25 protein-coding genes are annotated in these 26784 nt (G+C 69.7%); 5 read left to right on the forward strand and 20 right to left on the reverse strand.

Annotated elements, in window-relative coordinates:
• From AB0C04_RS16735 to AB0C04_RS16770, 8 genes are all read right to left on the reverse strand, one after another.
• Complete coding sequence (locus AB0C04_RS16735; protein ID WP_357054736.1) at nt 1–1029, reverse strand: ABC transporter ATP-binding protein; 1029 nt, start codon at nt 1027–1029, stop codon at nt 1–3.
• Nucleotides 1026–2099, reverse strand: coding sequence for an ABC transporter permease (locus AB0C04_RS16740; RefSeq protein ID WP_357054739.1), 1074 nt, complete (start codon nt 2097–2099; stop codon nt 1026–1028). Before AB0C04_RS16740 ends, AB0C04_RS16735 begins: the two co-directional genes overlap by 4 nt.
• 3 nt (nt 2100–2102) lie before the next feature.
• On the reverse strand, nt 2103–3083 hold the full coding sequence (locus AB0C04_RS16745; protein ID WP_357054743.1) for an ABC transporter permease: 981 nt from the start codon (nt 3081–3083) through the stop codon (nt 2103–2105).
• Nucleotides 3080–4210, reverse strand: a complete 1131-nt coding sequence (locus AB0C04_RS16750; protein WP_357054747.1) for an ABC transporter ATP-binding protein — start codon at nt 4208–4210, stop codon at nt 3080–3082. Before AB0C04_RS16750 ends, AB0C04_RS16745 begins: the two co-directional genes overlap by 4 nt.
• Before the next feature lie 114 nt (nt 4211–4324).
• Nucleotides 4325–6004 (reverse strand): ABC transporter substrate-binding protein, encoded by a 1680-nt coding sequence (locus tag AB0C04_RS16755; protein WP_357054750.1) that lies wholly within the window; start codon nt 6002–6004, stop codon nt 4325–4327.
• A 129-nt stretch (nt 6005–6133) separates the two neighbouring features.
• A complete protein-coding gene (locus AB0C04_RS16760) occupies nt 6134–7156 on the reverse strand; it encodes a LacI family DNA-binding transcriptional regulator (protein ID WP_357054753.1) in 1023 nt (340 codons plus the stop codon).
• A 710-nt stretch (nt 7157–7866) separates the two neighbouring features.
• The gene (locus AB0C04_RS16765; RefSeq protein WP_357054756.1) at nt 7867–8163 is read right to left on the reverse strand and encodes a MoaD/ThiS family protein; all 297 of its coding nucleotides are present in this window, start codon (nt 8161–8163) and stop codon (nt 7867–7869) included.
• Nucleotides 8160–9275, reverse strand: a complete 1116-nt coding sequence (locus AB0C04_RS16770; RefSeq protein WP_357054758.1) for an exo-alpha-sialidase — start codon at nt 9273–9275, stop codon at nt 8160–8162. The genes AB0C04_RS16765 and AB0C04_RS16770 overlap by 4 nt, the downstream gene beginning before the upstream one ends.
• A gap of 351 nt (nt 9276–9626) precedes the next feature.
• Between AB0C04_RS16770 and AB0C04_RS16775 the strand changes: the two genes are divergently transcribed.
• Nucleotides 9627–9809: a glycerophosphodiester phosphodiesterase family protein gene (locus tag AB0C04_RS16775; protein ID WP_357054761.1), complete on the forward strand. Its 183-nt coding sequence runs from the start codon at nt 9627–9629 to the stop codon at nt 9807–9809.
• A 74-nt stretch (nt 9810–9883) separates the two neighbouring features.
• A complete protein-coding gene (locus AB0C04_RS16780; RefSeq protein WP_357054764.1) occupies nt 9884–10873 on the forward strand; it encodes an SDR family oxidoreductase in 990 nt (329 codons plus the stop codon).
• Nucleotides 10874–11231: 358 nt separating this feature from the next.
• Here the strand turns inward: AB0C04_RS16780 and AB0C04_RS16785 are convergent, their stop codons facing one another.
• Nucleotides 11232–11582: a PRC-barrel domain-containing protein gene (locus tag AB0C04_RS16785; RefSeq protein WP_357054767.1), complete on the reverse strand. Its 351-nt coding sequence runs from the start codon at nt 11580–11582 to the stop codon at nt 11232–11234.
• A gap of 122 nt (nt 11583–11704) precedes the next feature.
• On the reverse strand, nt 11705–13705 hold the full coding sequence (locus AB0C04_RS16790; RefSeq protein WP_357054770.1) for a beta-propeller domain-containing protein: 2001 nt from the start codon (nt 13703–13705) through the stop codon (nt 11705–11707).
• A 275-nt stretch (nt 13706–13980) separates the two neighbouring features.
• On the opposite strand from AB0C04_RS16790, the gene AB0C04_RS16795 reads away from it, so the two are divergent.
• Nucleotides 13981–14415 (forward strand): TIGR03668 family PPOX class F420-dependent oxidoreductase, encoded by a 435-nt coding sequence (locus tag AB0C04_RS16795; RefSeq protein WP_357054773.1) that lies wholly within the window; start codon nt 13981–13983, stop codon nt 14413–14415.
• 15 nt (nt 14416–14430) lie between these two features.
• Here the strand turns inward: AB0C04_RS16795 and AB0C04_RS16800 are convergent, their stop codons facing one another.
• The 5 genes from AB0C04_RS16800 to AB0C04_RS16820 all read right to left on the reverse strand — a co-directional run bounded on the left by AB0C04_RS16800 (nt 14431) and on the right by AB0C04_RS16820 (nt 22698).
• Nucleotides 14431–15093, reverse strand: coding sequence for a TIGR03619 family F420-dependent LLM class oxidoreductase (locus AB0C04_RS16800; RefSeq protein WP_357055290.1), 663 nt, complete (start codon nt 15091–15093; stop codon nt 14431–14433).
• On the reverse strand, nt 14976–15293 hold the full coding sequence (locus AB0C04_RS16805; RefSeq protein ID WP_357055293.1) for a hypothetical protein: 318 nt from the start codon (nt 15291–15293) through the stop codon (nt 14976–14978). Before AB0C04_RS16805 ends, AB0C04_RS16800 begins: the two co-directional genes overlap by 118 nt.
• 94 nt (nt 15294–15387) lie before the next feature.
• Complete coding sequence (locus AB0C04_RS16810; protein ID WP_357054776.1) at nt 15388–15780, reverse strand: DUF2267 domain-containing protein; 393 nt, start codon at nt 15778–15780, stop codon at nt 15388–15390.
• 48 nt (nt 15781–15828) lie between these two features.
• Complete coding sequence (locus AB0C04_RS16815) at nt 15829–16251, reverse strand: DUF2267 domain-containing protein (RefSeq protein WP_357054779.1); 423 nt, start codon at nt 16249–16251, stop codon at nt 15829–15831.
• Between the two features lie 438 nt (nt 16252–16689).
• A complete protein-coding gene (locus AB0C04_RS16820) occupies nt 16690–22698 on the reverse strand; it encodes a DUF4011 domain-containing protein (protein WP_357054782.1) in 6009 nt (2002 codons plus the stop codon).
• Nucleotides 22699–22817: 119 nt separating this feature from the next.
• Between AB0C04_RS16820 and AB0C04_RS16825 the strand changes: the two genes are divergently transcribed.
• Nucleotides 22818–23306: a hypothetical protein gene (locus AB0C04_RS16825; RefSeq protein WP_357054785.1), complete on the forward strand. Its 489-nt coding sequence runs from the start codon at nt 22818–22820 to the stop codon at nt 23304–23306.
• 83 nt (nt 23307–23389) lie between these two features.
• Here the strand turns inward: AB0C04_RS16825 and AB0C04_RS16830 are convergent, their stop codons facing one another.
• The 4 genes from AB0C04_RS16830 to AB0C04_RS16845 all read right to left on the reverse strand — a co-directional run bounded on the left by AB0C04_RS16830 (nt 23390) and on the right by AB0C04_RS16845 (nt 25758).
• Nucleotides 23390–24118 (reverse strand): CBS domain-containing protein, encoded by a 729-nt coding sequence (locus tag AB0C04_RS16830; protein ID WP_357054788.1) that lies wholly within the window; start codon nt 24116–24118, stop codon nt 23390–23392.
• Nucleotides 24119–24200: 82 nt separating this feature from the next.
• The gene (locus tag AB0C04_RS16835) at nt 24201–25106 is read right to left on the reverse strand and encodes a hypothetical protein (protein WP_357054791.1); all 906 of its coding nucleotides are present in this window, start codon (nt 25104–25106) and stop codon (nt 24201–24203) included.
• An 83-nt stretch (nt 25107–25189) separates the two neighbouring features.
• Nucleotides 25190–25441: a hypothetical protein gene (locus tag AB0C04_RS16840; RefSeq protein WP_357054794.1), complete on the reverse strand. Its 252-nt coding sequence runs from the start codon at nt 25439–25441 to the stop codon at nt 25190–25192.
• The gene (locus tag AB0C04_RS16845; protein ID WP_357055296.1) at nt 25438–25758 is read right to left on the reverse strand and encodes a DivIVA domain-containing protein; all 321 of its coding nucleotides are present in this window, start codon (nt 25756–25758) and stop codon (nt 25438–25440) included. The genes AB0C04_RS16840 and AB0C04_RS16845 overlap by 4 nt, the downstream gene beginning before the upstream one ends.
• A gap of 94 nt (nt 25759–25852) precedes the next feature.
• Between AB0C04_RS16845 and AB0C04_RS16850 the strand changes: the two genes are divergently transcribed.
• Nucleotides 25853–26053 carry an AlpA family phage regulatory protein gene (locus AB0C04_RS16850; RefSeq protein ID WP_357054797.1) on the forward strand — a complete coding sequence of 67 codons (201 nt, stop codon included), beginning with the start codon at nt 25853–25855 and terminating at the stop codon, nt 26051–26053.
• A 94-nt stretch (nt 26054–26147) separates the two neighbouring features.
• Here the strand turns inward: AB0C04_RS16850 and AB0C04_RS16855 are convergent, their stop codons facing one another.
• Nucleotides 26148–26750: a hypothetical protein gene (locus AB0C04_RS16855; RefSeq protein ID WP_357054800.1), complete on the reverse strand. Its 603-nt coding sequence runs from the start codon at nt 26748–26750 to the stop codon at nt 26148–26150.
• Nucleotides 26751–26784 lie beyond the last annotated feature (34 nt).

Raw genomic sequence — 26784 nt, forward strand, 5'->3', positions numbered from 1 at the left:
TCATTTGCGAGGTGCCGGTATCAGGGGGGCGGTGTCCTTCGTCGGGTGCAGCCAGCAGGCCACGGTCCGGGTCCGCCCGTCCGGCACCGGCGGCGCGCCGAGCACCGGCAATTCCCCGGCGCACGGGTCGAACGCCTTCGGGCAGCGCGGGTGGAAGGCGCAGCCGGTCGGCATCGCGCGCAGGTCCGGCGGAGAGCCGGCGATGCCGGTCAGCTCGCGGCGCGGGCCGCGCAGCGCGGGAAAGGAGTGCAAGAGGCCATCGCTGTACGGGTGCAGCGGGTCGCGGTAGAGGGCGGCGGCGGGCGCTTCCTCCACGATCCGGCCGCCGTACATGATGGCGATGCGGTCGGAGAACTCCACCAGCAGCGACAGGTCGTGCGTGATGAACAGGACCGAGAAGCCCAGCCGCTCGCGCAGCTCGACCAACTGGCGAAGGATCTGCCGCTGCATCACGACGTCGAGCGCCGTGGTGGGCTCGTCCATGATGACGATCTGCGGCTCGAGGGCGAGCGCCATGCCGATCATGACGCGTTGGCGCATGCCGCCGGAGAGCTGATGCGGATAGCTGTCCATCCGGTCGGCCGAGATGCCGACCATCTTCAGCAGGGTGCGGGCGCGGGCCAACCGGGCCGATCTGCTCATCGTCGGCTCGTGCGTCTTGATCACGTCGAGCAGCTGGGTGGACACCTTGTGCACCGGGTTGAGCGAGTTCATCGCGCCTTGGAACACGATGGACGTCTCCGCCCAGCGGAAACGCCGCAGCTCGGCCGGAGTGAGCGCCATGATGTCGATCGGCTCGCCGCCGGACGGGTGGTAGAGCACCGATCCGCCGCTGACCACACCGGGCGGGGGCAGTAGCCGGGTGATCCCATAGGCGAGGGTGGACTTGCCGCTGCCGCTCTCCCCCGCCAGCCCGAGCACCTCACCGCGGTGCAGGGTGAGGTTCACGTTCCGGACCGCGTGCACGGCGTCGTCGCCCAGCCCGTAGTCGACGTTGAGGTCCCGGATCTCCAGGACGGGTCGCTTCATCGCCCGGCACCCTTCCCGTCGGTGTTGCTCACCACGACAGCGCCGGTCGGAACGTTCCCCGGCGGGCCCGGTCGCGGCGGATCCAGGACCGGGGTGAAGCCGACCCGCATCCGCACGGTGTGCCCGGCCGCGTTCTTGATCCGGGTCTTGCCGCTGCTGCGCAGGCGCGGGCTGACGAACTCGTCGATGCCGAAGTTCACCAGCGACAGCGCGGTGCCGAGCAGCGCGATGGCCAGCCCGGCGGGAACGAACCACCACCAGGCGCCCTGCGCGAGGGCCTGCTGGCCCTGCGCCCAGAACAGGATCGTGCCCCAGTTCCACGTCGAGATCGACGAGATGCCGATGAAGGCCAGCGTGATCTCCGACATGACGGCGAAGATGACGGTACCGACGAAGCCGGACGCGATGATCGCGGTGAGGTTGGGCAGGATCTCGAAGCCGATGATGCGCCAGGTCTTCTCACCGCTGGCCCGCGCCGCCTCCACGTAATCGCGGCGGCGCAGCGACAGGGTCTGTGCGCGCAGCACGCGGGCGCCCCACGCCCACGACGTCAACCCGATCACGAGCGCGACGATCAGGTCGCCGGCGTTGCTGATGGTGGACGTCACGATGATGATCAGCGGCAGGGCCGGGATCACCAGGAACACGTTGGAGACCGCGGAGAGGCCCTCGTCGGCGGCGCCACCGAGGTATCCGGACGTCACCCCGATCAGGACGGACAACACGGTCGCCACCACCCCGGCGATCAGACCGACGACGACCACGCCGCGCGTGCCCACCAGGATCTGGCTGAAGATGTCCTGCCCGAGATGGGTCGTGCCGAACCAGTGCTCGGCGGACGGCGGCTGGACCAGGTCCGAGCTGCGCGCGTCCGGGTCGTATGGCGCGACCCACGGCCCGATGATCGCGAAGAGGACGTAGACGGCGAGGATGCCCAGCCCGGTGGCCACCTTGGCGTTCGAGACGAAGCGCAACCGCTCTCGCTTGCTCTTGGTCGGCTCGAGGGCCGGCTGGGCCATGGACCCTTGGCCCGGAATGACCTGTTCAATGCTGGAGGACGAGATGGTCATCGGTCAGCCACTCTTTCGGGTGCGGGGGTCGAGCAGCAGGTAGGCGACGTCGGCGAGCAGGTTGGCCACCAGGACGGCGATCGTGATGATCAGGAAGATGCCCTGCATCAGCGGATAGTCCTTGGCGCCTACCGCCTGGAACAGCTGGTATCCGAGGCCCGGGTAGGAGAAGACGATCTCCACCAGAAGCGTGCCGCCGACGATGAACCCCAACGCCAGCGCGAAGCCCGAGACGTTCGGCAGCAGGGCGTTGCGGGCTGCGTAGCTCAACGCCACCCGCCGCTCCGACAGGCCCTTCGCGTGGGCGACGGTGATGTAGTCCTCCGCCGAGACGGTCACCATCATGTTGCGCATCCCGAGAACCCAGCCGCTCATCGACGAGATCAAGATCGTTGCCGCGGGCAGCAGACTGTGTTGCACGGCGCTGGGGATGAAGTACTGGTCGAACGCGGGCACCAGGCCCGGCTCATAGCCACCGGACGACGGGAAGAAGCTCCCTGGGCCGGCCAGCAGCGCGATCGCGACCAGACCCAGCCAGAAGTATGGGATCGAGGAGAGGAACGTCGTGGCCGGCATTAGGCCGTCGATCCACGAGCCGCGCCGCCAGCCGGCCACCACGCCGAGCCCGGTGCCGAGCAGGAAGCTGATGATCGTGGTGATGCCGACCAGGCCGAGCGTCCACGGCAGGCTGTTGCCGATGACCTCCGACACCGGCGACGGGAAGAACGTGAACGACACGCCGAGATTGCCGTGGAACAGCTGGATCCAGTAGTCGATGTACTGCTCGAACAGGCTCTGGTTCTTGTCGAGCCCGAAGAGCACGCGCAACGACTGGATGGCGTCGGTGCTGAGCCGCCCCTGGTACCTCGACAGGAGCGAGCTGATCGGGTCGCCCGGGATCATCCGGGGAATGAAGAAGTTGAGCGTGATGGCCGCCCACGCCGTGAACAGGTAGAAGGCGATGCGCCGCAGCAGGAACGTCATCGTGCCTCCTCCGAGAGGGTGAGGGCCGGTGGGGCCGGGAGCGTCGGATCGCCGGCCACCGATCCGGGTACCTCGGCGGCGACAGTGGCCGGGTCGTAGAGCCAGCACGCCGCCCAGTGGCCGGGCTGGTCATCGACTGGAAGCCGCGGCGGCAGGTCGGTGGTGCAGCGCGGCATCGCGTGCGGGCAACGAGGGTGGAACCGGCAGCCGGCCGGCGGCCGGATCAGGCTTGGTGGCTCCCCGTTTCCGCGGTCCTGTGCGGTGGTGGCGGCGATTCCGGCGATGCGGTCCGGGTCCGGGGCGGACTCGATGAGCAGCTGGGTGTACGGGTGGGCTGGGCTCTGGGTGACGGTCTCGCTGTCACCGCCCTCGACCATGCGTCCGGCGTACATCACCAGTGTCTCGTCGGCGAAGTACCGGGCGGAGGCGATGTCGTGCGTGATGTAGAGGATGGCCAGGTTCAGTCGATCCTTGAGGTCCCGCAGCAGGTTGAGGATGCCCAGCCGGATGGAGACGTCGAGCATGGAGACCGGCTCGTCGGCGAGGAGTACCTCAGGGTTGGCGCCCAGCGCTCGGGCGATCGCGATGCGCTGCCGCTGCCCGCCGGAGAGTTCGTGGGGGAACTTGTCCACGTACCGCTCGGGTGGCGTGAGACTGACACGCGTGAGCAGCTCGGCGAGGGCCCGCTCGAGGTCTTCGGAAGTGCGGCCGGCGTTGCCGTGGATGCGCAGCGCCCGGGTGAGGTGATACCGCACCGTGTGCACCGGGTTCAGCGACGCGAACGGGTCCTGGAAGATCAACTGCACGCGTCGGACGTAGGCGCGGAAGCGGCGGCCGCCGCGGACCGACGTCGATACGCCGTGCAACAGGATGTCGCCGCCGGTGCGGGGGTACAGCTGGGCCAGGAGTCGGGCGACCGTCGTTTTGCCGGAGCCGGACTCGCCGACCAGCGCCGTCACCCGACCGCGGCGTAGCTCGAACGATACGTCGTCGACCGCGTGGACGCTGGCCCGCGTCCGGGAGAAGAGGTCGCGTAACCGCCGACGGACGGAGAAGTGCTTGGTCAGGCCGACGGCCTCCAGCACCACCTCGCTGCCCGGCGCCGCCGCGCTTTCGCTCACCGTCATGCCGAGTTCCTGTCTGGGGGTGTCCATGTCACCGAGGTGACGTGATGCCACTGTGGAGACGGGTGCCACTCCCCCGGGTGGCCGGTGGCCACCCGGGGGAGGCGGTGTTGCTGATCAGCTACCGGCCGGCTTGAGGTGCAGGACCACGTCCACCGCGTTGGGCTGGGTGGGCTGCATCGCGCCGTACGGGTTCGCATCGTCGGGCCAACCGACCCAGTTCTTCGTGCTGTACGCGCCGCCGACCTGGTCCGCGCCGACTGGGATCATCGGCATCTGGTCGACGAAGATCCGCTGCAGCGTGGCCATCGCCGTGGTGCGGTCGGCGTCGCTCGTCGCGGCCGCGTACGCCCGCAGCGCCGCGGTGGCCTCCGGGTTGTTGAAGCGGCCGAAGTTGCCCGCCGGGGAGGCGGTGCCGATCGGCTTCAGCTGCGCACCGTCCATGACGGTCCGGTAGATGTCGTACGGCGTGGCGCCGCCCTCGGTCCACCGGAAGGTCGCGTCGAAGTTGCCCGCCTCGACGTTCTTGAACCAGGCGTCCTGATTGGCCTTGTCGACGGTCGCCGCGATGCCGATCTTGGACAGGTTGTCCTTCACGATCTCGAGGCTGGTCTGGTAGTCGGACCATCCGGCGGGGTCGGTCAGGGTCAGCTTGACCGGCTTGCCGGTCGGGTCCTTGAGCGTGGTGCCGTCGAGCTTGAAGCCGGCGTCGGTGAGCAGCTTCTTGGCGCCCTCGACGTCGACCGCGTGCTCCTTGCCCTTGAACTCCTCGGCGATGAAGGAGTCGCCGGCCGGGCTCGGCAGACCCGTGACGCTCTTCACCTGCGGGTGGAAGTACCCCGCCTCGGCCTGGACGAAGATGTCCTCGCGGTTGACGACCATGTTCATGGCCTTGCGCAGGGCGACGTTGTCGAACGGCTTCTTGGTGGTGTTGATGTAGAGGCCGTGGATACCGAGGACCGCCGGCGCCCACACCTTGTGGCTGGCCGGGTCCTTGTCGACGAAGACCGTCTTGTAGTTCGGGATGAAGACGAAGCTCCACTCCGACTCGCCGTTGGCCAGCGCGGTCGTCTGCGCGTTGTTGTCCGTGTAGGACGTGTAGCGCAGCTCCTTCACCTGCGGCAGGTCCTGCCAGTAGCCGCCGGTACGCACCGACAGGGTGGTGGTCTGCGGGGTGAAGGACTTCAACGTGTACGGGCCGCTGCCGACCGGGTTCTTGTTGATGTCGGTCTTCGGGTCGCTGATCTTCTCCCAGATGTGCTTGGGCACGATCGGGACACGGAACAGCACCTTCGGCTGGTTGACGAACTGGGGGCTGTCGAAGGTCAGCGTGACGACGTTGCCGCTCACGCTCACCTCCTTGTACGGCGTGCCCTGGTCGTTCAGGGCGTCGTTGTCCTTGACCAGGTTGTAGGTGTACGCGACGTCCTCGGCCGTGAGCGGCTTGTCGTCGGACCACTTGACGCCGTCCCGGATGGTGACCTTGACCGACGTGTAGTCGGGCGCCCACTCGGCGTTGGTGGCGAGCCACGGCTTCATCGGGTCGGCCGGCTTGACCGGGTTCCACATCATCAGCGGCTCGTAGATCTGGTAGGCGTAGCCCAGCGACCTAGCAGCCGACGTGGTGAGGAACGGGTTGTGGTTCTCGGTCTGCGGTCCGTTCGGCATGCCGACGTTCAGCACGGTGGCCGTCTGAGCCTTGTTCTTGTTGGCGTTCGGGCTGTCGCCACAGGCGGCGAGCAGTCCGATCGCGGTCACGCTCGCGAGGGCGAGCGCGAGCGTACGTCTCACGCGCATGTATTCCTCCCATTGTCATGGCGGCGGTGGGAAATCTGGGAGCGGTCGGGGCGGTTGGGCGGACCCCGACCATCCTGTAGAGCGCTCTCTTGCTTGCGTTGGCAAGGCCGCCCTTGGGCGGCGTGGGGGTTAGGCGAGGTGCGTCGCGGCGAGGGCCGAGACCGTCGAGGTGCGGGTGATCAGGGTGGTGGGGATGACGGTGGGAGCGTCGGGCAGCGGCACGCCCTCGAAGTACGACATGAGCATCCGGGCCGCGGCTTCTCCCATCTCGCGCATCGGTTGGTGCACTGTGGTCAGTGGCGGCTCGGTGTGTGCCGCGTACGGGACGTCGTCGAAGCCGACAACCGCGACATCGTCCGGCACCGTACGACCCGCCTCGCGGATCGCCTGCAGGGCGCCGCCAGCGGACAGGTCGTTGTGAGCGAAGACGGCGTCGAACTCGATGCCGGCCTTGAATCGCCCGTCGACCGCGTCCCGACCCGAGTCGTAGGTGAAGTCGCCCTCGACCACGAGCTGCGGGTCCAGCGGCAGGCCCGCGTCGGCGTACGTCTCGGCGAACCCCGCCAGCCGCTCCTGGGTGCAGCCGAAAGCCTCGATGCCGGTGATGACGAGCGGTCGACGCCGGCCGAGCTCGAGTAAGTGGCGGGCGGCGGATTCGCCACCACTGCGGTTGGTGGTGGCGACTGACGGAAAGGGCCGCTGGTGGCCGCGGTCGTCGATGAGGACCACCGGCAGGCCACCGCGGTGCAGGTCGGCGATGTAGTCGAGGGTGCCCTCGGGCTCGATCACGAGCAGCCCGTCGAACGACTTCGCGGACACCTGCGAGGCGAACTGCCGCATCGACTCCTCACCCCGGTTGCAGGTGAACAGCAGCAGCCCGTACCCCGCGCTCTCCACGACGTCCACGACGCCCTGCACGACCTCCCCCATCCACGGCCATGTCAGCGACGGCACCAGCATGCCGACGATCTGCGTTCGGCCGCGGGCCAACCCGACCGCGCGGGCACTCGGCACGTAGCCCAACTCGTCGATCACCCGCCGAACACGCGCCGCGGTGGTCTCGTCGAGCTCGCCCTTGCCGTTGAGTACCCGCGACACAGTGGTCTTGCTGACCCCGGCCCGCGCGGCCACGTCGGCGATGGTGATCGGCATCCCCGCCTCCCTCCGCGCGTGTGTCTGATGAGTTAACGCGGGATACGGAACCGGTTGCGGAAGCGGTTCCGGCACGGAGTCAACCGGAGTGACCTGCGTCACGTCAATACCGCCTAGATAACGAACTAAGACGTGGCCAACCAAGCACCTGACACCGGTGTTTGGCTCGTCTGAGCCAGCCCGGTATGGCCCACGTGCAGCACGGCCCGCTCCACAACCGATGTGGAGCGGGCCGCGGGCGCACCACCCCAGGCCGCGCCTCGCTGTTCCAACAGTCGGAACGCCTGAACCGGTACAGCCCGGTGACGTCCCGCCGGGGTCCCTCTGCCGGGGGAGGCGGTTGGTTTTGACGGGTGAGGCGGGAAGCCGTTGCCCTTCCTACCGTCGACGGTGTGGACCACCCGCGCGGCACCACAACCGTCCCCCGTACGCCCGCTGGTGTGGGAGCGGTCCTGGCCGTCAACGACCTGCACGACCTGCCGAGCGACCGCCACAACCCGCGCAAAGAGACCGCGCCGCTGGACCGCGCTCGCCGAACTCCACAGTGCCAGTCCGATCCGGTTGCACGTCTGCGGCTTCCAGCACACCGCCGCCGTCGCATCGCCGGCGACGACGTTTGCGTCGACGTCGATCACGGTGGTCGGGACGTAGAGCGCGGCGGCCAGCAGTGGGAGCCCCAGCAGGACCATGACCGCCGGGTACTCGCCGGGCTATCCCCCGGCCATTGCGCCGAGGATGATGAACGGTTCCTTGCCGGCGATCACCTCTTCAGGCAGTGGCGTGTCGGGTGCGTCGTTGGACAGGTCCTGCTCGCAGGCGTAGAACCGCACGAATGCCCGACGCGTGCCGGTGTGCCGGTCGCGGATCGTCCCTAGCAACATCGGGTACCGCGCCTCGAGGGTGTCCAGGATCAGGCGCTGCGTCGCGGGCCCGGGCACCTCAAGGCGTACCTCGCCGCTGACGTGAGCCAGGTTCTTCAGGTGGGCCGGGAGGACGACCCGGATCACGGCAGCACCTGGACTTCCACGGAGAGCACGGCCGGTAGGTCCCGTACGATCGGCGCCCAGCTGTCGCCGCCGTCCGCCGAGTGGTAGACCTGGCCGCCGGTGGTGCCGAAGTAGATCCCGCACGGGTCGAGCGTGTCGACCGCCATCGCGTCGCGGTACACGTTGACGTAGCAGTCGGACTGCGGCAGGCCCGTGGTCAACGGCTCCCAGTCGTCGCCGCCGGTGCGGCTGCGGTAGACGCGCAGCTTGCCCTCCGGCGGGTAGTGCTCGGAGTCGCTCTTGATCGGCACGACGTAGATGGTCTCCGGCTCGTGCGCGTGCACCGCGATCGGGAACCCGAAGTCCGACGGCAGGTCGCCGCTGACCTCGCGCCAGTTCGCACCGGCGTCGTCGCTGCGCATGACGTCCCAGTGCTTCTGCATGAACAGCGTGTCGGGCCGGGACGGGTGCTGGGTGATGTGGTGAACGCAGTGGCCGACCTCAGCGTCCTGGTCGGGGATCTCGCCCGAGCGCAGGCCCTTGTTGATCGGCAGCCAGCTGGTGCCGGCGTCATCGCTGCGGAACGCGCCGGCCGCCGAGATGGCGACGTAGATCCGGTCCTTGTGCACCGGGTCCAGGATGATCGTGTGCAGGCACATGCCGCCCGCGCCCGGCTGCCACGTCGGCCCGGTCGGATGGGTACGAAGCGCGCTCAGTTCCTTCCACTTCAGGCCGCCGTCAGTGGACACGTAGAGGGCGGCGTCCTCCGCACCCGCGTACACCGTGTCAGGGTCATCGCGGGACGGCTCGATGTGCCAGACGCGCTTGAACTCCCACGGGCGCGGAGTGCCGTCGTACCACAGGTGCTCCCCCACGTCGCCCGCGTAGGCGAAGTCGTTGCCGACTGCCGTCCAGCTCTTGCCGCCGTCGTCCGAGCGCTGGATCAACTGCCCGAACCAGCCGCCGGACTGGGACGCGTAGAGCCGGTCCGGGTCGGCCGGGGATCCGGTGAGATGGAAGATCTCCCAGCCGCCGAAGTGCGGGCCGTCGACTGTCCAGTCGCCGCGCCTGCCGTCGGACGTCAACGTGAACGCGCCCTTGCGCGTACCTACCAGCACCCGTATGCCGCTCATGGCCTCATCCTTCCGCTTGTCGACGGTACGGAGGGTTGGACCGTCCGTTGCGCCGAGATTCATCGGTCCCCAACAGTCGTACTTTCCGGGTACGACGAATCGGCGACGCCGGATACCCGGGCTGAGGGGCTGATTCAGATTTGCTCGTCCGGTCACGAGTCCCGGACCCGGGGGTTTCCCGGGCGTTAGAAGGGTCCGAAGGCATGAGCTCCGGACGGTTCACGCGCATCGTCGCCACCGCGATGCCCTTGTTGGCCGTGCTGGCCCTCGCTGCCATACCGGGGCAGCCCGGCCCAGGCCGACGGTACCTCGCGACCCGGTGAGTCACGCAATCTCTGGCTGGTCGAGCGGTTGCTGCACATCGCGCACCAGAGCGGCGGGAGCGGGGCGCCGTCGAACGCCATGTACGCGTACCAGCGGGCGGTCGCCGTCGGCGCCGACATGCTGGCCTTGGACGCGCACTTGAGCCACGACGTGCTGGTGGCGATCCACGACGCCTCCGTCGACCGGGACGGCACTGCGCTGGTCCGTTGAGGGATACGCCGACCGCCGCACGCGAACCTCGACCCGCCGGGACGAGCCGGCGAATGATCGCCTAGCGTACAGCTGTGACTGCCTTGAAGGTCCTGTTCATCGGCGGCAGCGGCATCATCAGCTCGGCCTGCGCCCGCGTCGCCGTCGAGCGGGGCATCGAGCTGACCGTGCTCACCCGCGGAGGCACCACCATCCGGCCCATACCGCCGGAGGCGGCGGTGCTGCGTGCCGACATCCGCGACCCTGAATCCGTGCGGACCTCCCTCGGCGGGCGCGAGTTCGACGCCGTCGTGGACTGGGTCGCGTTCACCCCGGAACACGTGAAGACCGACATCGACCTGTTCCGCGGCAGCACCGGACAGTACGTGTTCATCAGTTCCGCGTCGGCGTACCAGACTCCGCCCGCTCGGGTGCCGATCGTCGAGTCGATGCCGCTGCGCAATCCGTTCTGGCAGTACTCGCGAGACAAGATCGCGTGCGAGGACGTCCTCGTCGCGGCCTACCGCGACGAGGCGTTCCCAGCGACGATCGTGCGACCCTCGCACACGTACGACAAGACGTTGGTCCCGTTCGACGGCGGCTGGACCGTCCTCGGCCGGATGCGGCAGGGCAAGGCGATCGTCGTGCACGGCGACGGCACCTCGCTCTGGACGCTCACCCACCACACGGACTTCGCCCGTGGCTTCGTACCCCTGCTCGGCCACCCCCGTACGCTCGGCGACGTCTTCCACATCACCTCCGACGAGGCCCTGACGTGGAACCAGATCGCCGAGACTCTCGCGGCCGTCGCCGGGGTCGAGGCTCGCATCGTCCACGTGCCGTCGGACGCCATCGCGGTGGCCCACCCGCAGTGGGGTGCCGGTCTGCTGGGCGACAAGGCGCACTCGATGGTGTTCGACAACAGCAAGCTGCGCAGTGTCGTCCCGGACTTCGTCGCGACGATCCCGTTCGCCGAGGGCGCTCGGGAGATCGTCGCGTGGCACGACGAAGACCCGTCGCGCCAGCAGACCGACGCGCGGCTGGACGCGGTGATGGACCAGCTGGTCGAGCGATATCGGCAGTAGGACGACAACCGACCGCCTGCCACAACCGCGGCTTGCGATCGGACGCGGTCCGGGGGCCGGCGCATCAACATCTGCAGCTATGACTACCACGCTGCATCGGGCGGCACCCTGGCACCGCCCACTGATGTTTCGTCTCGGCGATGGCTGGCCAGATTCGGCGCTGCGCGACCGGGCCACGAGTACCCGCGATCTCGGCGGCGCCGCCGACACCGGGGAGGTTACTGCGACCGCCGTCGACCGGATCGGCCGTTGCTCAGGAGGCCGGCCTTGGCGACCGGGAATACTCGGCCGTAATCGCGCACATCACCGACACTGCCCGATCAGCCTGAGACCTGGCCGTGCGGCAGGCCCGTCAGGTTCAGCGCGGTCGACTCAGCCACTCCCAGGCGCGGCGGAGGCCCACCTGCACCGGGTCGTCACCCGCGCCCTCGGCCTCTCTGGCCGGCGCGTCCTCGCCCGGCTCGTGCATTTCGGCACCGGGCACCGACAGCACGACCCCCCGCTCGTACAGGTCGGCGATCTGCTCCCGGTGGGCGAAGCGGTGGGACCCGTACGGCTTCGGCGGTGCCACGATCACGCCGTGGAGGATGTCGGCCTGTTCGTCGGCGATCACGTGCTCGACCACGCCGACGGGTGCCGAGTCGACGTCGTAGACCCGGGTGCCGACGGCGAGCGCGAGGTACGACACCTTCACGCCGAGATCCTCCACGACGCTCACGTTACCCGCCGCCTGATCACCATGGGCCCGATCATTCGTGGTCGGTGCAAACGCCAGGCGGTGCGCGGCGGGCAACCGCCGCGCCCACCCAGAGCGGGCCACCCGCATGCCGGTCACGCCGTAGGCAGCCAGCCGAGGGTCTTCATGGTGGAGAGGCTGGTCGCCTTGAGGCCAGCGCCGGAAACGGTCCAGAGCACTCCGTCGACCACCAGTGACCGGCGGATCGGCGCTAGATCCTCGCGTCCCGTGCCCAGCGTGTGGTCGACCGTGCCGACCTCGGTGAACCCGCCGTCGCCGACCCGCACAGCCAGCGCCACGTTGCTCGGCAGGACCGGGCTGCCCAGGCCGTCCACCGCACCGGGTCTGCTCACGGCGTCTGCGCCCAAGACGGTCAGCGGGACCACGACCAGGCGTTCGGCCGGCCAGTAGAGGAACGCATGCGGGTCGAACTCCGCCTCGGAGTGCCCCTGCTTGACGTGATACTGGGCGATCCGGGTCGGCTTGGCCGGATCGGAGACGTCGAAGAGCGAAAGCTGGGTGCCCTGGACACGGCCCTGGTCGGACGCCTCCTGCCCGACGCCGAGCAGCCGTCCTTCGCCGGCCGGGTGCAGGTACGCCGAATACCCGTTGATCTTCAGTTCGCCGCTCACCTTCGGCGCCCCCGGATCACGCAGATCGACGCTGTAGAGCGGGTCGGTCTGCCGGAACGTGACGAGGTACCCGGTGCCGCCGACGAACCGTACCGCGTATATCCGTTCCCCCTTGCCCAGTCCGGTGACCTTGCCGACCTGGGTCAGCGCCGTGCCGTCGGCGCGCAAGACGTACACGCTGGACGTCGAGTTCGGCTTGTCGCCCCAGGTACGGCCACTGGTGGTGGCCACTCTCAGGTGCCCGTCCCACTCGGACATGGCGTACTGGTTGATGAGCCAGCCCGGTACGGACGCGGCAGCGACGTAGCGCGGGGCACCCGCGCCCGAGGTGTCGAACTGGTATATCTCGGTGGTCTCGTCCTTGGGACCGGGTGCGAGGTTCCGCGCGGTCAACATCGGCAGCACCCGCCAGCGCTGGTCATTGGCGACGTACAGCCGAGGTCCGTTGCTGTAGACGGTGTCGCCGTCGGCGATCACGGTGACCGGGTCGCCGCCGTCGAGCGTGGTCGCACCGAGGTCGAAGCTGAGCACGGTCACCAGCGACGTGCCGGAATAGCTGGCCGGGCGGCTCACCCGGTCGCAGCCGACCCGTCCGGTGCTGGTTCGCCCGCCGGAGGTGACCTCGTACCGGGGCAGCCAGTCGTCGGTGGTGGCGTTGTCGATGATCTCGCGGTTGGCGGCGGTGCGCTGCTCGTCGGTGGCCCGTTCCCGGTACGGGAAGTTCAGCCGCGGCGCGGAGCGGACCACGACACGGACCGTCGTGCCCACCTGGCGGGCGTCCACCAGATTGCCGTCGATCCGGTATTCGCCGATGACCTTCGGCGCGCCGGAAAGGTCGACCATGATCAGCCGGGGGCCGACGATGCCGTCCGGCAGCGGGGCGTCTGCCGGGACGGCGCGCGCGCCTCCCCCGGGGACGGCCGGTTTCGCCATCCCGGCCCACCCGTCGCGGCGCAGCACCAGCGCTCGGTCACCGTGCAGCAGCAGGCCGTCTTCGGCCCCGCCGGATCCATCGGCACCCGGTGCCAGTTCCAGCTCTCCGGTGAGCCGGCGGGTGGCCGGGTCGACCACGTACAGCTTGCCGGCGCTCACGGTGACAATCCGCTTGCCGTCGCTCTTGACCAGGTCGGGTTCGTCGGCCCCGGCCTCGTGCGTGTTGGTGCCCGAGTAGCCCTTGGGCGCCGCGTCCGCCCGCCCTCCTGCGGCGGGCGCCCCAGCCTGTTCCGCGCCGCCGAAGGTACGGATGTCCGCGTTCGGCCCGAACCCCCAGGGCCCGACGTATGCCTTGGCAGCCGTCTTCAGCTGCCGCAGCGCCTCCGGGCAGGAGTCGAACGCGACGAGCCGGAACCCGCCGGCCGGCACTTCCTGGTCACGTGGCGGCACGGGGACCGGCTCCGCCGTACAGCCGGTGACCAGCGCCAGGCCGGCGACCAGGGCCAGTCCGATGACGCGAGCTGGAGTCATGACTCGGGGGACGCCGGTGGCGGCCGTTGGATGGGGTACGTGGGCACTGCTACCCGTCATGCCCCCTACGACGTGGCTGCCCCAGGCCGGGTTCCCCGCATCAGACCCCGCGCCAGGTTGTCGACCGGGGGTGCGGGTGTCGGTCGGGCGCCTCGCTCGCCATCACGCCTCCCCCAGTTCCGATCGGCACGTGCGGCGCCGGCACACCCATCGGCTCGACGACGCCCGGCGACAACGAGTCACCGTGACGGGTGCCGGCTGTTACCGTCGGGCCTGTGCCCGCCGACGAACTCCGGCATCGGGTCCGGTCGGCCAGGGTGGCGCGGCTGACCACCGTCCGAGCGGATGGGCGTCCACACCTGGTGCCCGTGTGCTTCGTCCTGCTCGACGATGTCGTCTACCACGCGGTGGACGAGAAACCCAAGCGCCACCGGCGGCTGCGCCGGCTGGAGAACATCCGGGCGACGGGGCACGCCTGCCTGCTGGTCGACGAGTACGACGAGGACTGGTCGCGGCTGTGGTGGGTCCGGCTGGACGGGCACGGCCGGCTGGTGGAGGACCGCGCGGAGGAGGCCGCGGCCCGCGCGGCGCTGGCCGACAAGTACCCGCAGTACGTCCAGCGGCCACCAGCCGGGCCGGTGATCGCGGTAGCGGTGACCGCCTGGTCGGCGTGGTCCGCGGCGGACGCGGCAGCCGATCCGGCCGGGTGAGCGCCGCCAGGGTTGTCAGCGGGTCGGAGCGAGGGCGTCGAGCACCTCGTCGGCCCGGCGCAGCGACGCCTGCGCGTCGGCGCGGGGTGAGCCGATCTCCGGATCGAAGTTGAGATCGACGAACACTTCGGTGATGCCGGCTTCGGCAAGTCTGCCGAGATCCGACCGGATCTGCTCGAGCGTGCCGGTGAGCGGCTCGCGCTCGGGCGGGCCCGTCGGGCGTACGCGGACCGCGCCGCGGCAGACGAATCGCAGTGAGCCCGGATCTCGGCCCGCCTCCGCAGCGGCGGCCTTGACGGTCGCGATCGCCTCGCCGATGCCCGTCAGGTCCGCCTGGCTGCCACTGACCCAGCCGTCGGCGAGCCGGCCGGCCCGGCGCAGCGCGGCAGGCGCCTGGCCGCCGAGCAGAATCGGCGGGTGTGGCCGCTGCACGGGTTTCGGCTCCAGGCGCGTCGGCGGGACCTGGTAGAACTCGCCGCGATGCTCGGCGACGTCGTCCTGCCAGAGAGCGCGCAGAACGGCGAGGAACTCCTCAGCCCGATGGCCCCGCCGATGCTTGCTCACCCCCGTCGCCTGATACTCCTCGTCCGCCCAGCCGAGGCCGAGTCCCACGTCGAGCCGTCCGCCGGCGAGGATGTCGAGAGTCGCGGTCTGCTTGGCCAGCAGCACCGGAGAGATGAACGGCATGTTGAGCACCGCCACGCCGAGCCGGACCCGCGTGGTGTGGTGTGGGCCGCCAGGAACGCCAGCGTGGTCAGCGGGTCCTGGACGCTGTGGTAGGTCTCGCTCCAGCCGAGGTCGGCGGGCACCAGGAGCCGCTGGAACGTCCAGAGCGAGTGGTATCCGAGCTGCTCGGCGCGGCGGGCGACGTGGACCATGCGCTCCGGTGTGGCCCACGAGCCGGAGACGGGCGGGGCGAATCCAACCTCCACCCGCGCACCGTACCCGGATCGGGCCAGGAAGTGGCTCGGTTCAGGGCCCGACGCCGCGGGCCACCGGATGAAGCAGCTGCCGGATGTCCCTCGGCAGCTCGGCTTCCAGACTGTCGAGGTCCTCGGGGCTCAACGCCTCGCGCAGGGTCGTCAACACGGCGCGGGCGCCCTCAGTTGGCCGTTCGTCATCCGTTCCCGCGCGGACCCCTACCTCATTGAGGAACTCCACGAGGTCGAGCCGTTCGGCGAAGTCCACGTCCTTGTGCAGGTACCCCCGCAACTCCTCGGGGACCTGGGTAGCCAGGTGCCGAGCCTCGCCGCCACTGACCCCTTCCGCCAAGGTCGTCAGCGTGGCTCCGACGAACGTCGCCGCCTCCGCCGCCGGCATGCCCGCCCGCTTCCCCACCGCTTCGAGAAACTCGGCGTAGTTCACCAGTTCTCCTTCCGGACCAGTTCGGGTGCGTCGCGGCGTCCGTGGGTGCTATTCGGGGCGCTGCCCGCCACCGGCACCCACCGGTTCGATCACCTGCCGGAACTCCGTCGGAAGCTGGGCCACCGCGTTCTCGAACTCGTCACGGGTAACAGCCTCACGTAGCGTGGTGAGCACCGCGCGGACCCCGGCACCGGCGAGCGCACGGTCGATGGCCGGGCGGTCCGCTTCCGCCACCCGCCGCACGAACTCGTCGAGCCCGAACGACTTGGCCTGTTCCTCCCTTCTATTCGGTGGCGGTTTGCGCAGGTGATCGTCAAGCCCATCGGGAAGCTGATAGGCAAGGTCCTCAGCCTGGCCGGCGCTGATCCGATCTCCCAATGTCTTCAACGTCGCGCTGGTGAGTGTCGCCGCCTGATCAGTCGACACCTTTGCCCGCGTGGCCACTGCGTTGATGAAATCCTGGTATTCCACCTGATTCTCCTCTCCGGCCCGATCGCCGTCGAACCGCCAGTTAGAAGCCTCTGAACCCAATACGCCGCGATTCGGTCCGGTGCGTCTTGCCCCACGCGTAAGGGTCAACACCCCACCCAGGAAGACCCCGCGCCGACGCTGTTCGGGTCGATGTCGCCCGGCAGCGTCACGACGTGTTCGAACTGGCCGGTCCCTGGGTTCCCGGCGACGGAGAGAGGATTCCCCTGCTCTCCCGCTCCTTGAGCTCGCCCGTGATCCCCAACTGGTTGTCGCGCAGCGACCTGGGTACCTCGACAGCCTTCCGGGACGGGGGGTGAGCGTGCCTCATCCCGATCGGGCGAATCAGGAGTCGTGGTTTCACCACCACCGCAGTTGCGTCGGATTCCGTATGCAGCGGTCGGACCCACACGGTGCACGCCGATCATCCTTGTGCGGCTGTCAGGCCAGGGTGAGGCGTCCCTCCTGGTCGAAGCGGAGGCGACCGCTGGTCAGGGCGACGTGCAGCCCGTACCGGAGCAGCTTGTCGATCTTGTCGGTACGCCGGCGGTAGCCGAGGCGCTCCAGGCCGGCGCGCAGCAGCCGCTCCTCGTCCATGCTCGGTACGCCCTGCAGCACGTGCACGAAGGCGTTGGCCACCTCCTCCGGCGGCACCTCCTCGAACGCCCGATCATTGCTCGCCTGGGTGACCCGGTAGGCGCGGTAGGTCTGCGGGTCGGTGCCGTCGGGCCAGGCGTACCGACCCACGGTCGGGTGCGCGTAGAGCCGGCGGGAGTCGACGAGCGCGAGCACGGCGGTGCGGCGGTCCTCCCGGGTCCGGAGGAAGCCGAACCGGGCGAGGGCCAGGCGGGCGAGCCGGTGCTGCTCGATGGGCCCCTCCGCCTCGATGATCTCGCGGAGCGCGGTCCGCATCAGTCCGCGCATCCGCTGGTCGGTGGCGAGCAGGTCGAGATCGGCCTGGTCGCCGAGCGGCGTCGGGACGTACGGAACGAATGGGCTCGCCGTGATGGTGCCTGACACTGACGCCGGCGCGACGGTCACCGCAGGCGGTGCGGACGCAGCGGCGAGTCCGGTGACGGGTGCCGGCGACGCGCCCAGGAGAGGCTCCTCGTCCGCGGCGGGGCGCGACTGTGGCAGCTCGGCATCCGGCACCGGGCGCGGCGGCGACGGCTCGATGGCTGTTGCGGCGCGCGGCTGCGGCAGTTCGATGTCCCCGTGCGGCGCTGCGGCCTCCGCCGGCGCGGGCTCCGCTTCGGCGGTCGCGGGAGCCTCGGCTCGGGTGACCGCCTCGTCGACCCGGTCGAGCAGCGCCGACCGGTCGTGGATCCACGCCGGCAGCCAGAACCGCACCACCTCCGGCCAGCCCATGATCGTGCGGAGCAGCGCCGGCGCCGCGTCCCGGTCGGCCACCGTCGGGCGGGCGCTCCAGTCGGGGCCGTCGAGCATGACGGCCACCTGCCACCGCGGCGCCCCGGGCCTGCGTACGGCGAGGTCCACGGTGAAGTCGGACAGGCCGTGCGAGGTGCGGACCTCGTGGCCGCGGTCGCGCAGCGCCGTGGCCACCTCGTCGCGGATCCGGCTGCGACGTTCTGTCCGGTCGGTGGCCAGGTCGCCCAGGCGGTCCGCGCCGGCGGCGGCCATTTCGCAGTACGCCCGCAGGTGCTGCGTGCCGAGCGCGGAGGTGCGGGACAGGTCGATGTCCGACGGGTCGAAGGAGGAGTAGAGGACGACCTGGCGGCGGGCCCGGGTGATGGCTACGTTGAGCCGCCGTTCGCCGCCGGCCTGGCTGAGCGGACCGAAGTTCAGCGGAAGCTGGCCGGTCTCCGGGTTGGTGGAGAAGGCCAGGGAGAACAGGACGACGTCGCGCTCGTCGCCCTGCACGTTCTCCAGGTTCTTCACGAAGATGGGCTCCGGGACCGCCCCGGAGAGGTGCTCGCGGATGATCGGGTCGGTGCTGTCTTCCAGCAGGTTGAGGATGAGGTCCCGCTGCTGGATGTTGAAGGTGACCACACCGATGGACTGGGTGGCGGTCGCCGGGTCGTGCAGCCGCCGGGTGATGTCCGCGAGGATCGCCCGCGCCTCGACCTCGTTGGTCCGGGAGCCGCCCCGGTCGTACTGGCCGTCGACGCGGCGCCAGGTGACGCCGGCGGTGCTGGTGGCGCCGGGCGACGGGAGGCTGGAGAGCTTGTTGTCGTAGTAGTAGCGGTTGGAGAAGGCGATGAGGGACTCGTCGTGGCTGCGGTAGTGCCAGGACAGCCATCGTTGCGGCAGTCCCGACTCGACGGCCTCGCTGAGGATGCTCTCCAGGTCTTCCGGCACCGGGCCGTTGCCCTCGTCGACCTCGTCGGTGGTGTGGCTGGCCTGCATGATGCTGCTCGGCGGCATCTGCCGGGAGTCGCCGACCACCACCACGGCGCTGCCTCGACCCATCGCGCCGATCGCCTCGGCGACGCGGATCTGCGAGGCCTCGTCGAAGATGACCAGGTCGAAGCGCTGGCTCCCCGGCGCCAGGAAGTTCGCCGCGGACGCGGGGCTGACCAGCACGCACGGGGTCAGCGCCAGCACCGCGTCGGGGTACTGCTCGAACAGCTCCCGGAAGGACCGCCCGCCCCGCTTGCGGCGAAGCTCCGCGGCGAAGTCGGCGAAGCGGCCACGCCGGTCGGTCGGGCTGAAGGGGCGACGGCGGACCAGCACCGACGGCAGCTGCGTCGGCAGCGCGGACCGCAGCTCGCCGGCGGCGGCCTCGAACTGGCTGATCTCGTCGTCGTGCAGCTCCGGGTCGAAGTACTGCAGGCCGCCGGCCCGTACCCGCTCGGCGAGGGACGCGGCCGCGACTCCCCGCCGGTAGACCTCCTCGGCGAGTTGCGCGGGCACCTCGGCGCGCAGCAGTTGGTCCCGGTAGTCGGTGAGGCCGGCCGAGGCGAGCACGTCCGCGTGGGTCAGGACGGTCGCCCATCGGCGCAGCGGGAACAGCTCCTCGGCCTGCAGCTCGTGCAGCCACGCCGCGCCGTCCCGCTGCCAGGCGTCGACCCAGTGCGCACCGGCCGCCCAGAGCGTCAGCTCCGGCCCGGCCGAGCGCAGCACCCCGCGCCAGGCCCGCCACCGCGAGGCGACCCGGTCGAGAAGGGCCGCGCCGACGTCGGTGAACCCGCTCTGGAACAGCTCCCAGGCCTGTGGGTGCCGGGCCAGGAGCGTCCGGCCGGCCCGGGTCGCCTCGATCGCCTCCGCCAGCCGCTCCTGCGCGTCGGGGTCGGTGGGCTGCCACGCCGGCAGCCGCAGCCCGCCCAGTGCCACTGCCTGCTGGTGGAGCGCGGCGGCTCGCCCCTGGGCGGCGACCAGCCGACCGGTGGCCACCTCCACCCGCTCGACGTCGATTGTCGCGCCGGCAACCAGGTGCACCGCCAGTCGGTCCACGATGGCCTGCCGACGCTTGCGCTTGCCGAGCAGCTTCTTCGCCGCCTCCTGGGCCTCGGCGTGCCAGGCGACCAGCTCCAGGCGGGCGAACACGTCCGGCCGGAAGGTGGCGAGTTCGCCGGCGAAGCCCTGCCGGAAGGCCGCCAGGTCCGCCTGGAGTCGGGTCACCGCCTCGTCCCACCGCCGGTCGCTGGCGCGCAGGGTGTTCTCCCGGTCCGGCAGCAGCCCGCGTACGGAAAGCCAGGCACCCGCCTGCAGCTCGCCAACGGTCTCCGGGGCGGGCAGCGTCCGCAGCAGCCCGACCAGGTGCGGGTGGGCGGCAAGGTCGGTCCGAAGGCGTTCGAGCTCGGCGGCGATCTCGGTGACGGCGGCACCGTGCAGCCCGTCGAGGTTGCGACATCCGCTGAGCGCCCAGGGGTGCGCGGTCCGGACCCGCGCCGAGCGCGCGGCGGCCGGGAACTCCCGCAGGGTCGTCTCGACCTGGGCGCGCGCCTCGGCGGGCGCGTGCAGGTAGCTCACCGGGATCGGAGCGACCGGGCCGTCCCCGTACGCCAGGACCTGCTCGTAGGCCGACCAGAGCGACATCCCGACGGGGTTCGTGGTGTGGACCTGCGCCGGGTACTCCGCCAGCGGGGCGAGCCGCGTCCGGTAGGCGGTCTCGACGGCGGTCCACGTGCCGTCGCCGCCCTGGTCGTACTGGTCGAGGGCGTCGCGCAGCTGTTGGCGGATCGCGTTGAGGGACTGCTTGCGCCCGTGCAGGTCCAGCGCGAACGGCCCGAGGCCGATCTGCTTGAGGCGGCGCTTCACCACCTCCAGCGCGGCCTGCTTCTCGGCGACGAAGAGCACCGAGCGGCCGGCGGTGACCGCCCGGGCGATCATGTTGGTGATGGTCTGCGACTTGCCGGTGCCGGGCGGCCCCTCCAGGACGAAGGACTGGCCGCGCTCGGCGCGCACGATGGCCTGCATCTGGGAACCGTCGGCGGGGATCGGCAGGTGCAGATCCCCCTCGTCGACGGCGACCTCGACGTCGTGTTCGGGGCGGGCCGGGTCGTCGAACGTGGCGCCGGAGGACTCGACCAGGTGCCGGACGACGGGGTTCTCCATGAACCGGGGCCAGTGGTCGGTGAGGTCCCGCCACATCTGGAAGGTGGAGAACTGCAACAGCCGGAGGCTGGCGGTCTCGTCGATGCGGTAGTTCAACCGGTTGTCGACCAGGCCGGTATTGATCGCGGCCAGGGTCTTGGCGATGTCGATGCCGTGCTCGTCGAGGACCGGCTGTTCCAGCTCGGGGATCCGGACGCCGTGCTTGACCCGCAGCCACTCGATCAGGCAATAGTTCGGGCTGGCGACCTCGGTGCCGTCGATGACCATCGCGTACGGGCGGCGGCCGGTGCCACCCTCGATGCGCACCGGCAGGAGGAACAGCGGCGCGTACGCCTCTCCCCCGGTCGTCTTCGTGTGCACCAACGTGCCGAGGGTCAGGTAGAGGTAGTTGCTGCCGGTCTCCTGCTCCATCGTGCGCGCCTCGCGCTGCAGCGCCCGCATCGCCGTCTTGTAGCGGGCGTCGGTGACCGCGCCGTAGACCCGGCGGTCGGTGCGCAGCTCCCGGGTCAGGATCTCGGCGTCGAGGTCCTGCGCCCGGCGCGCCCCGGCCAGCTCGTGGACGTGGCTGATGTCGTCCTGCGGGATGACCTGCACCTGCTTGCCGTCGTGGATGAGGTCGTCCAGCAGGGCCAGCGCACCTGCCGGCACGTGCAGGTCCAGACCGCGGCCCCGCTTGGGCAGGTTGAGCAGCGGGTTGCGCAGGCTCAGGTCGAGCAGCGACTTCTTCCACTGCTGGATGCGCGCCGGTGACCCGTCGGACTGCTGCGGCACCTCGTCGCCCTCGTCGACGAGCTGCCGCAGCTTCGCCGCGGCGACACCGGGCGGAAGGTCCAGGGACGCGGTGACGTGGGGCGTCGCCTCGGCGTCGATCGGGGCGGGCGCGACCAGCTCGTCGGCCGACGGCAACGGCCGGATGCCGGAGCGGTGGGCCAGGTGCACGTCGACGACGCCCTGCAGACGCTGGGCCTCGCCGCGGAAGTGGCCGAGCCCGACCCGTACCGCCTCGGTGAAGGTCGCCGACTGCGCGCCCGGCCCGATGCGGGTCAGCTCGACCGGCACGGCCCGGCCGGAGTCGACCATCGAGATCAGCAGGTTCGTCTCGGTCACCGCGGCCGAACCCAGCCGCTCCTCCTCCAGCAGGAAACCACCGAACGCGTGCCCCTCGCTGATGAAGACGAGCGGGTGCAGGCCCGCCGCCTCCAGGCACGCGGCGTACGTGACGGAGAGGTCGAGGCAGTTCCCGAGCCGCCCGTCCAGCACCGCGGCCGTCGTCCGCACCTTCTGCCCGCTGTTCTCGAACGACGCCGGCAGGGTCTGGTAGGTGATCTCCAGTTGGCGCAGCGCCTCGTACACAGCACCGGCGATCAGCGCCGCCCGCTCCGAACCCTCCTGGTAGCCCTGCAGCGAGCCGGAGCCGGTCCGCGCGAGCAGGAGCTGGGCGGCAGCCCGCAGGACCGCCTCCACCGCCCGGGTGTTCGGCTGCACGAAGGCCGCCAGGCTGTCGTACAGGGCGGGGCTGTTGAACCACTCGTTGTGCGCCAACACTCTTGACGGGGCGACCAACGTCAACGCCTTGTCATCTGCCTCGACGGTGAGTCGGTAGTCGACCGGGAACGCCTCGTCGGTGCGGTACAGCAGGGCACGGTCGGGCGTGACGTCGCGGAAGTCGTCCCAGCCGGTGCTCGCCCCGGGCCGCAACGGCGCGGTCAGCGTACGCGTCCACGGCTCGATCAGCCCGCCGTCGGGGCCGAGCAGCTCCAGCGTCAGCGTCACGTCTGCCAGCGGTACCGGACCGTGGTTGACCAGCGTGAGGTGACGGACCAGCGGCACCCGGTTGTGCACCAGGGCGGCGTTGATCGCCGGCTGCACGAGCAGCCCGACGGCGAGCTGGTCGTCATCGGCGGTGAACTGCGCGAAGACGCTGTCGGACATGGGCGTTTCTCCAGGTGGCGAGACCAGCGAGGGCCAGCCTAGCGGTCAGCCAACCGGTGGAGCGGGCCCCGGCCGTACGACGATCTTGGAAGTCGTACGTCTGAGGCAGGATGTGCGCTATGACGACGCACCACCAGCACCTCGTTTACGGCTACGCCCAGTCACACGGCTGCCTCGCCTTCGCCGATGCCGACACCGCAGCCGCGGAGGCGGCAGAGATCAGGGCACTCGCCACCGCCCACACGTGGGGTGAGGCCCGGCAGGTCCAGATGACCCAGCTGTGGAACCCGGCCGGCCCCGACTACCACGACCCGGAGGACGGATACGCCGACGACAAGCCCTTCGACATCACCAAGGTGGGTGCGGTCGAGGGCGGGACCTGGCCGCGGATGGTCACCGAACGGGCGTTCACGGTGCTGCCGCAGGATCTGCAGGACAACCACGGGAAGCGCCAGCTCACCGTCCACGACGGCGACTACCTCGAGATCCCGCTCGATTGCGAGGCCGAGCTGGTGGCCGAGCTGCGCGGGCGCGGCTATGAGGTGATCCGCGACGACGACCTCATCAACCTGCTCGACGGCTTCAGCCTGGGCTCGCTCGCGGGCTGACCGTCCGCGCTCCCGCTGGCGGCGCCGCTGGCTCGGACTCTGGGCACCGAGCCGGCGGCGCCACCACCTAACCTGCCAGTTGATCACGTTATGTCTAGGGCGGCGGTCAGCAGCGGAAGGTCGTAGGGGGCGACCAGCCGCAGTGGCTTGTCCGTCCTCCGACCGTTCTCAGTGATGATGAGCGCCGTGCTCAATTGGCCAGCCTGTCTTCCACTGCTCAGGCGGCCGATCGCCTCTACCACGGTGATCGCCCGGGTCACCAGAACAGCCTCCTCGCCCGGCTCGGCGAACCTCAGCACGTGGCTGACCGGCTCTTCCTCGGCGATGCCCGTGTTCCTGGTCAACTGGTTCGCGAGCCACCGAGCTATGGCGTTGGTGGTCAGGACACCGGCGTAGCCGTCGCCGTCGTACACGGGCAGCTGCGAGAACCCGAGGGTCTGGATGTGGTCCAACGCGGTGCCGATCGGGTCGTCCGGACCCACCACGCACACCTCGCTGTAAGGAAGAACGCGAAGCGCCCGCGGTGGTTCGAGCAACTGCTGCCGGAGCCGCTCAATCTCCTGCACGATGGCCTCGACCGGCTCCGCGATCGGTCGACCGCCGTAATAGGTGCCGTGGCTGATCGCGTTCCGCAGGGAGGCGAACGCGACCAGGGCGCTCTTGTGTTGATTCGGCAGCCGTTTCTTCTCGGCGTACTCCCGTGCGAGCTGTGTGAAACCGATGCGCTCGTCGGCCTTGAGGTGGGCTCTGATGTGCTTCTCTATGTCGTTGAACGCCGCGAGGAACCGCGCACCGAGCGTCGTGATCGTCACCGGCGGAGCCTGCCACGGCCGCGGGAGGATACCGGGACGCCCGGCAGGTGCTGTTCGCCAGCTCACATGTTGACGGCACGCATCATGACCGAGCCGGAAGCTTCGGCAGCTTGAAGAGGTCACGTAGCGCTTCACGCCGCGACGAATCCATTCGCGCCCAGTCCCCCTCGCGCAGCATCGCTGGGGTGCTGTCGAGAGCGGCCGCCACCTCGCCCAGCGTTCGACGGACGCATTCCCGGTCGGTGCGGTAGAAGCCCATGGCCGCCCGCCCGCGCCGACGGCGGTCGAGGAACCTGACCAGCTGAACGCTGCGCGGGCGGATGAGCACCACCATGTCGGGCTGCTCAAGCCAACTCTCGTCCGTCGCGGACTCGCTGATGGCGATCGTGCCGTACCTGCCCTTGCCCCCAACGACGCGATGCATCCGGCGCCCAGCCTGCGCCAGCGCCGTCTCCTCATCAGTCCAGTCGACGCCCACCTCGGGGCCCACCCAAACGTCGTACGGTGCGTTCGGTTCGAACGGCGGATTCGGATTCCACAGCACCGGGCCACCTTTGGCGCGTACCAGCACCGTCTCCGCCCAATCGAACCAGGTTTCGTCGATCTCGATTGCATTGGCAGCCATCTCGTCGATGAACTCTCGAGCACCGACGACGATTGCAGCATCGGTGCTCTGGATCGCCGCCTCGACCGTACAGTCGGCGTGGGCACGCAGCGAGAGGTTGGCCGATCCCACAAAGGCGGTCCGACCGATGACAAAGACCTTCGCGTGCAGGGTCTCATGGGCAAAGAGCAGGACGCCCTGCTCGTACCAGCTCCGCAGCAGCCGAGCAGAGGTAGCACCGCTGGCGAGTGCGTTCCTGCTGCCGTTGACGACGATCAGATCGCCTTCCTTCACCGGCAGCAGGTCGGCCGCTCCGTCACCCGCATAGGCGACGGCAGCCCTGATCCTCCTGCCCTCGGCCTTCTCACAGATCGTCTGCATCACCTGGGTCGCAACGAATCGCACACCGCATCATGACCCGTCACCTCACCTGCGTCCACAGTGGCTTTTCGCCGGCAACGCTCACGTCACCGACGCACACGGCGGGAGCACTCGCCGTCGTGGCCGTCGCGGAGGACGCAACGCCGCCCACCTGGCAGCCGCAGGTCACAGAAGAGGCGGTGCCGGAGGAACTGCTTGTCCTCCTCGGAGATCGTCATCTCCCCCGGGTCCATCATCGGCAGCACGGTGATCCAGCGGCCGACGATCCGGGCCAGGCGCTGCGCGGCCGGCAGGTCGGCGGCGACCACGGGCAGGTGGATCACGTACCGCCCGGTCATCGGCGACCGCCCTCGGCCTGCTCGGACTGCCACCGGCGCAGCGCGTCCTTGACGACGGCGGTCTCGCGCCGACTCTGCGCGAGCGCGGTGTAGACGGCGGCCATGTCGACGGCGACCCGGTCGAGGAAGGCGTACACCTCATCGGGGTTGAGGCCACGACGTCCGAGCCGGACGGCCGGGAAGCGGCGCTCGCACACCTGCCACGGCAGCAGACTTCTGTACGTACTGGAACGGTGGATCGCTCCCCCGCCTGCCGGTAAGAACGTTCGATTGAGAATGCCCAACTCCGCCTTCCTCCTCCCAACACCGCACGACATGAACAGGTGCACAGCTTACACGAACAGGGAGCATATGACGAGTTCATCTGCACAGTGAGCATGCGTTCAGTTCGCATGCTCTTAACGTGACGGCGTGGAAGCGCTTCGGCTGGTGGCTAGCCAGGAGATCCAGGAGATGCTGGGCGTCTCACGGACACGCACGTACCAGATCACCAACTCGAAGTCCTTTCCCGATCCGGTGGCCGTCCTGTCCGTCGGGCGCATCTGGCGCGCCGCAGACGTGGAACGGTGGATCAAGGAGCACCGGCGGGACCTTCAGGACTCGGAAGAGTAGCGACCGGCATCTCCGAGGGATGCGCGGCCGGGCCGCGAGACGAAGCGGAGGAACCGCTGGCGCGACGAGGTGCCAAGCTGACTTCTGTCCAGACCTAACGTGGCGGTCGGATTTCGACACCCAACCAGCGGAACTGCCCGTTCGCGCCTTCGAGCCGGGTGTAGTCATTCCAGGCGAGCGTGTACCTGCCGATCAGGTTCCGCTCGTTGTCTGTGTAGTAGCTGCCCTCGGTCCCCCATCGCAGAGTGCCCGTCAAGGTGCGCCCTTCGTGGATTCTGAAGTGCTGATCACGCGTGAGTCGAGGACGGCTGGGCGGGGCCCACAGCGGCTGGTGGTTGGTCAACATGATCGCGAGGCCGTTGGTCAGGGTCGGGTCGGCGGCGCAGAGTCCTTCCAGCCGCGCGACGTCGAAGATGAAGTTACGCCGGGCCACGTCGTCGGCCGCGTGTTCCCGCAGACGGAACTGCTCCCCGGTCGCCGGGTCGGTGCCGTCCCACCGTGCGGTGAAGTATTTGAACTCGATGGCCGTGCGCCCCTGCGGTCCGAAGCACAGCAGGTCGACGTGCTCTCCCCCGGCTTGCCGGACCTCCAACCGGACCTGTGTTGAGGGCCGCATGCTGTGCAACGTCCCGGCGAAGGCATGCTGGAAGTCGGCCTCCGAGTGGAAGACAGCGCGCCTGCCGATCAGCTCGGCCATGACTGCGGCCACCTCAGTCTCGCCTGCGATCAAC

The sequence above is a fragment of the Micromonospora sp. NPDC048909 genome, from assembly GCF_040649635.1.
Lineage (GTDB): Bacteria > Actinomycetota > Actinomycetes > Mycobacteriales > Micromonosporaceae > Micromonospora.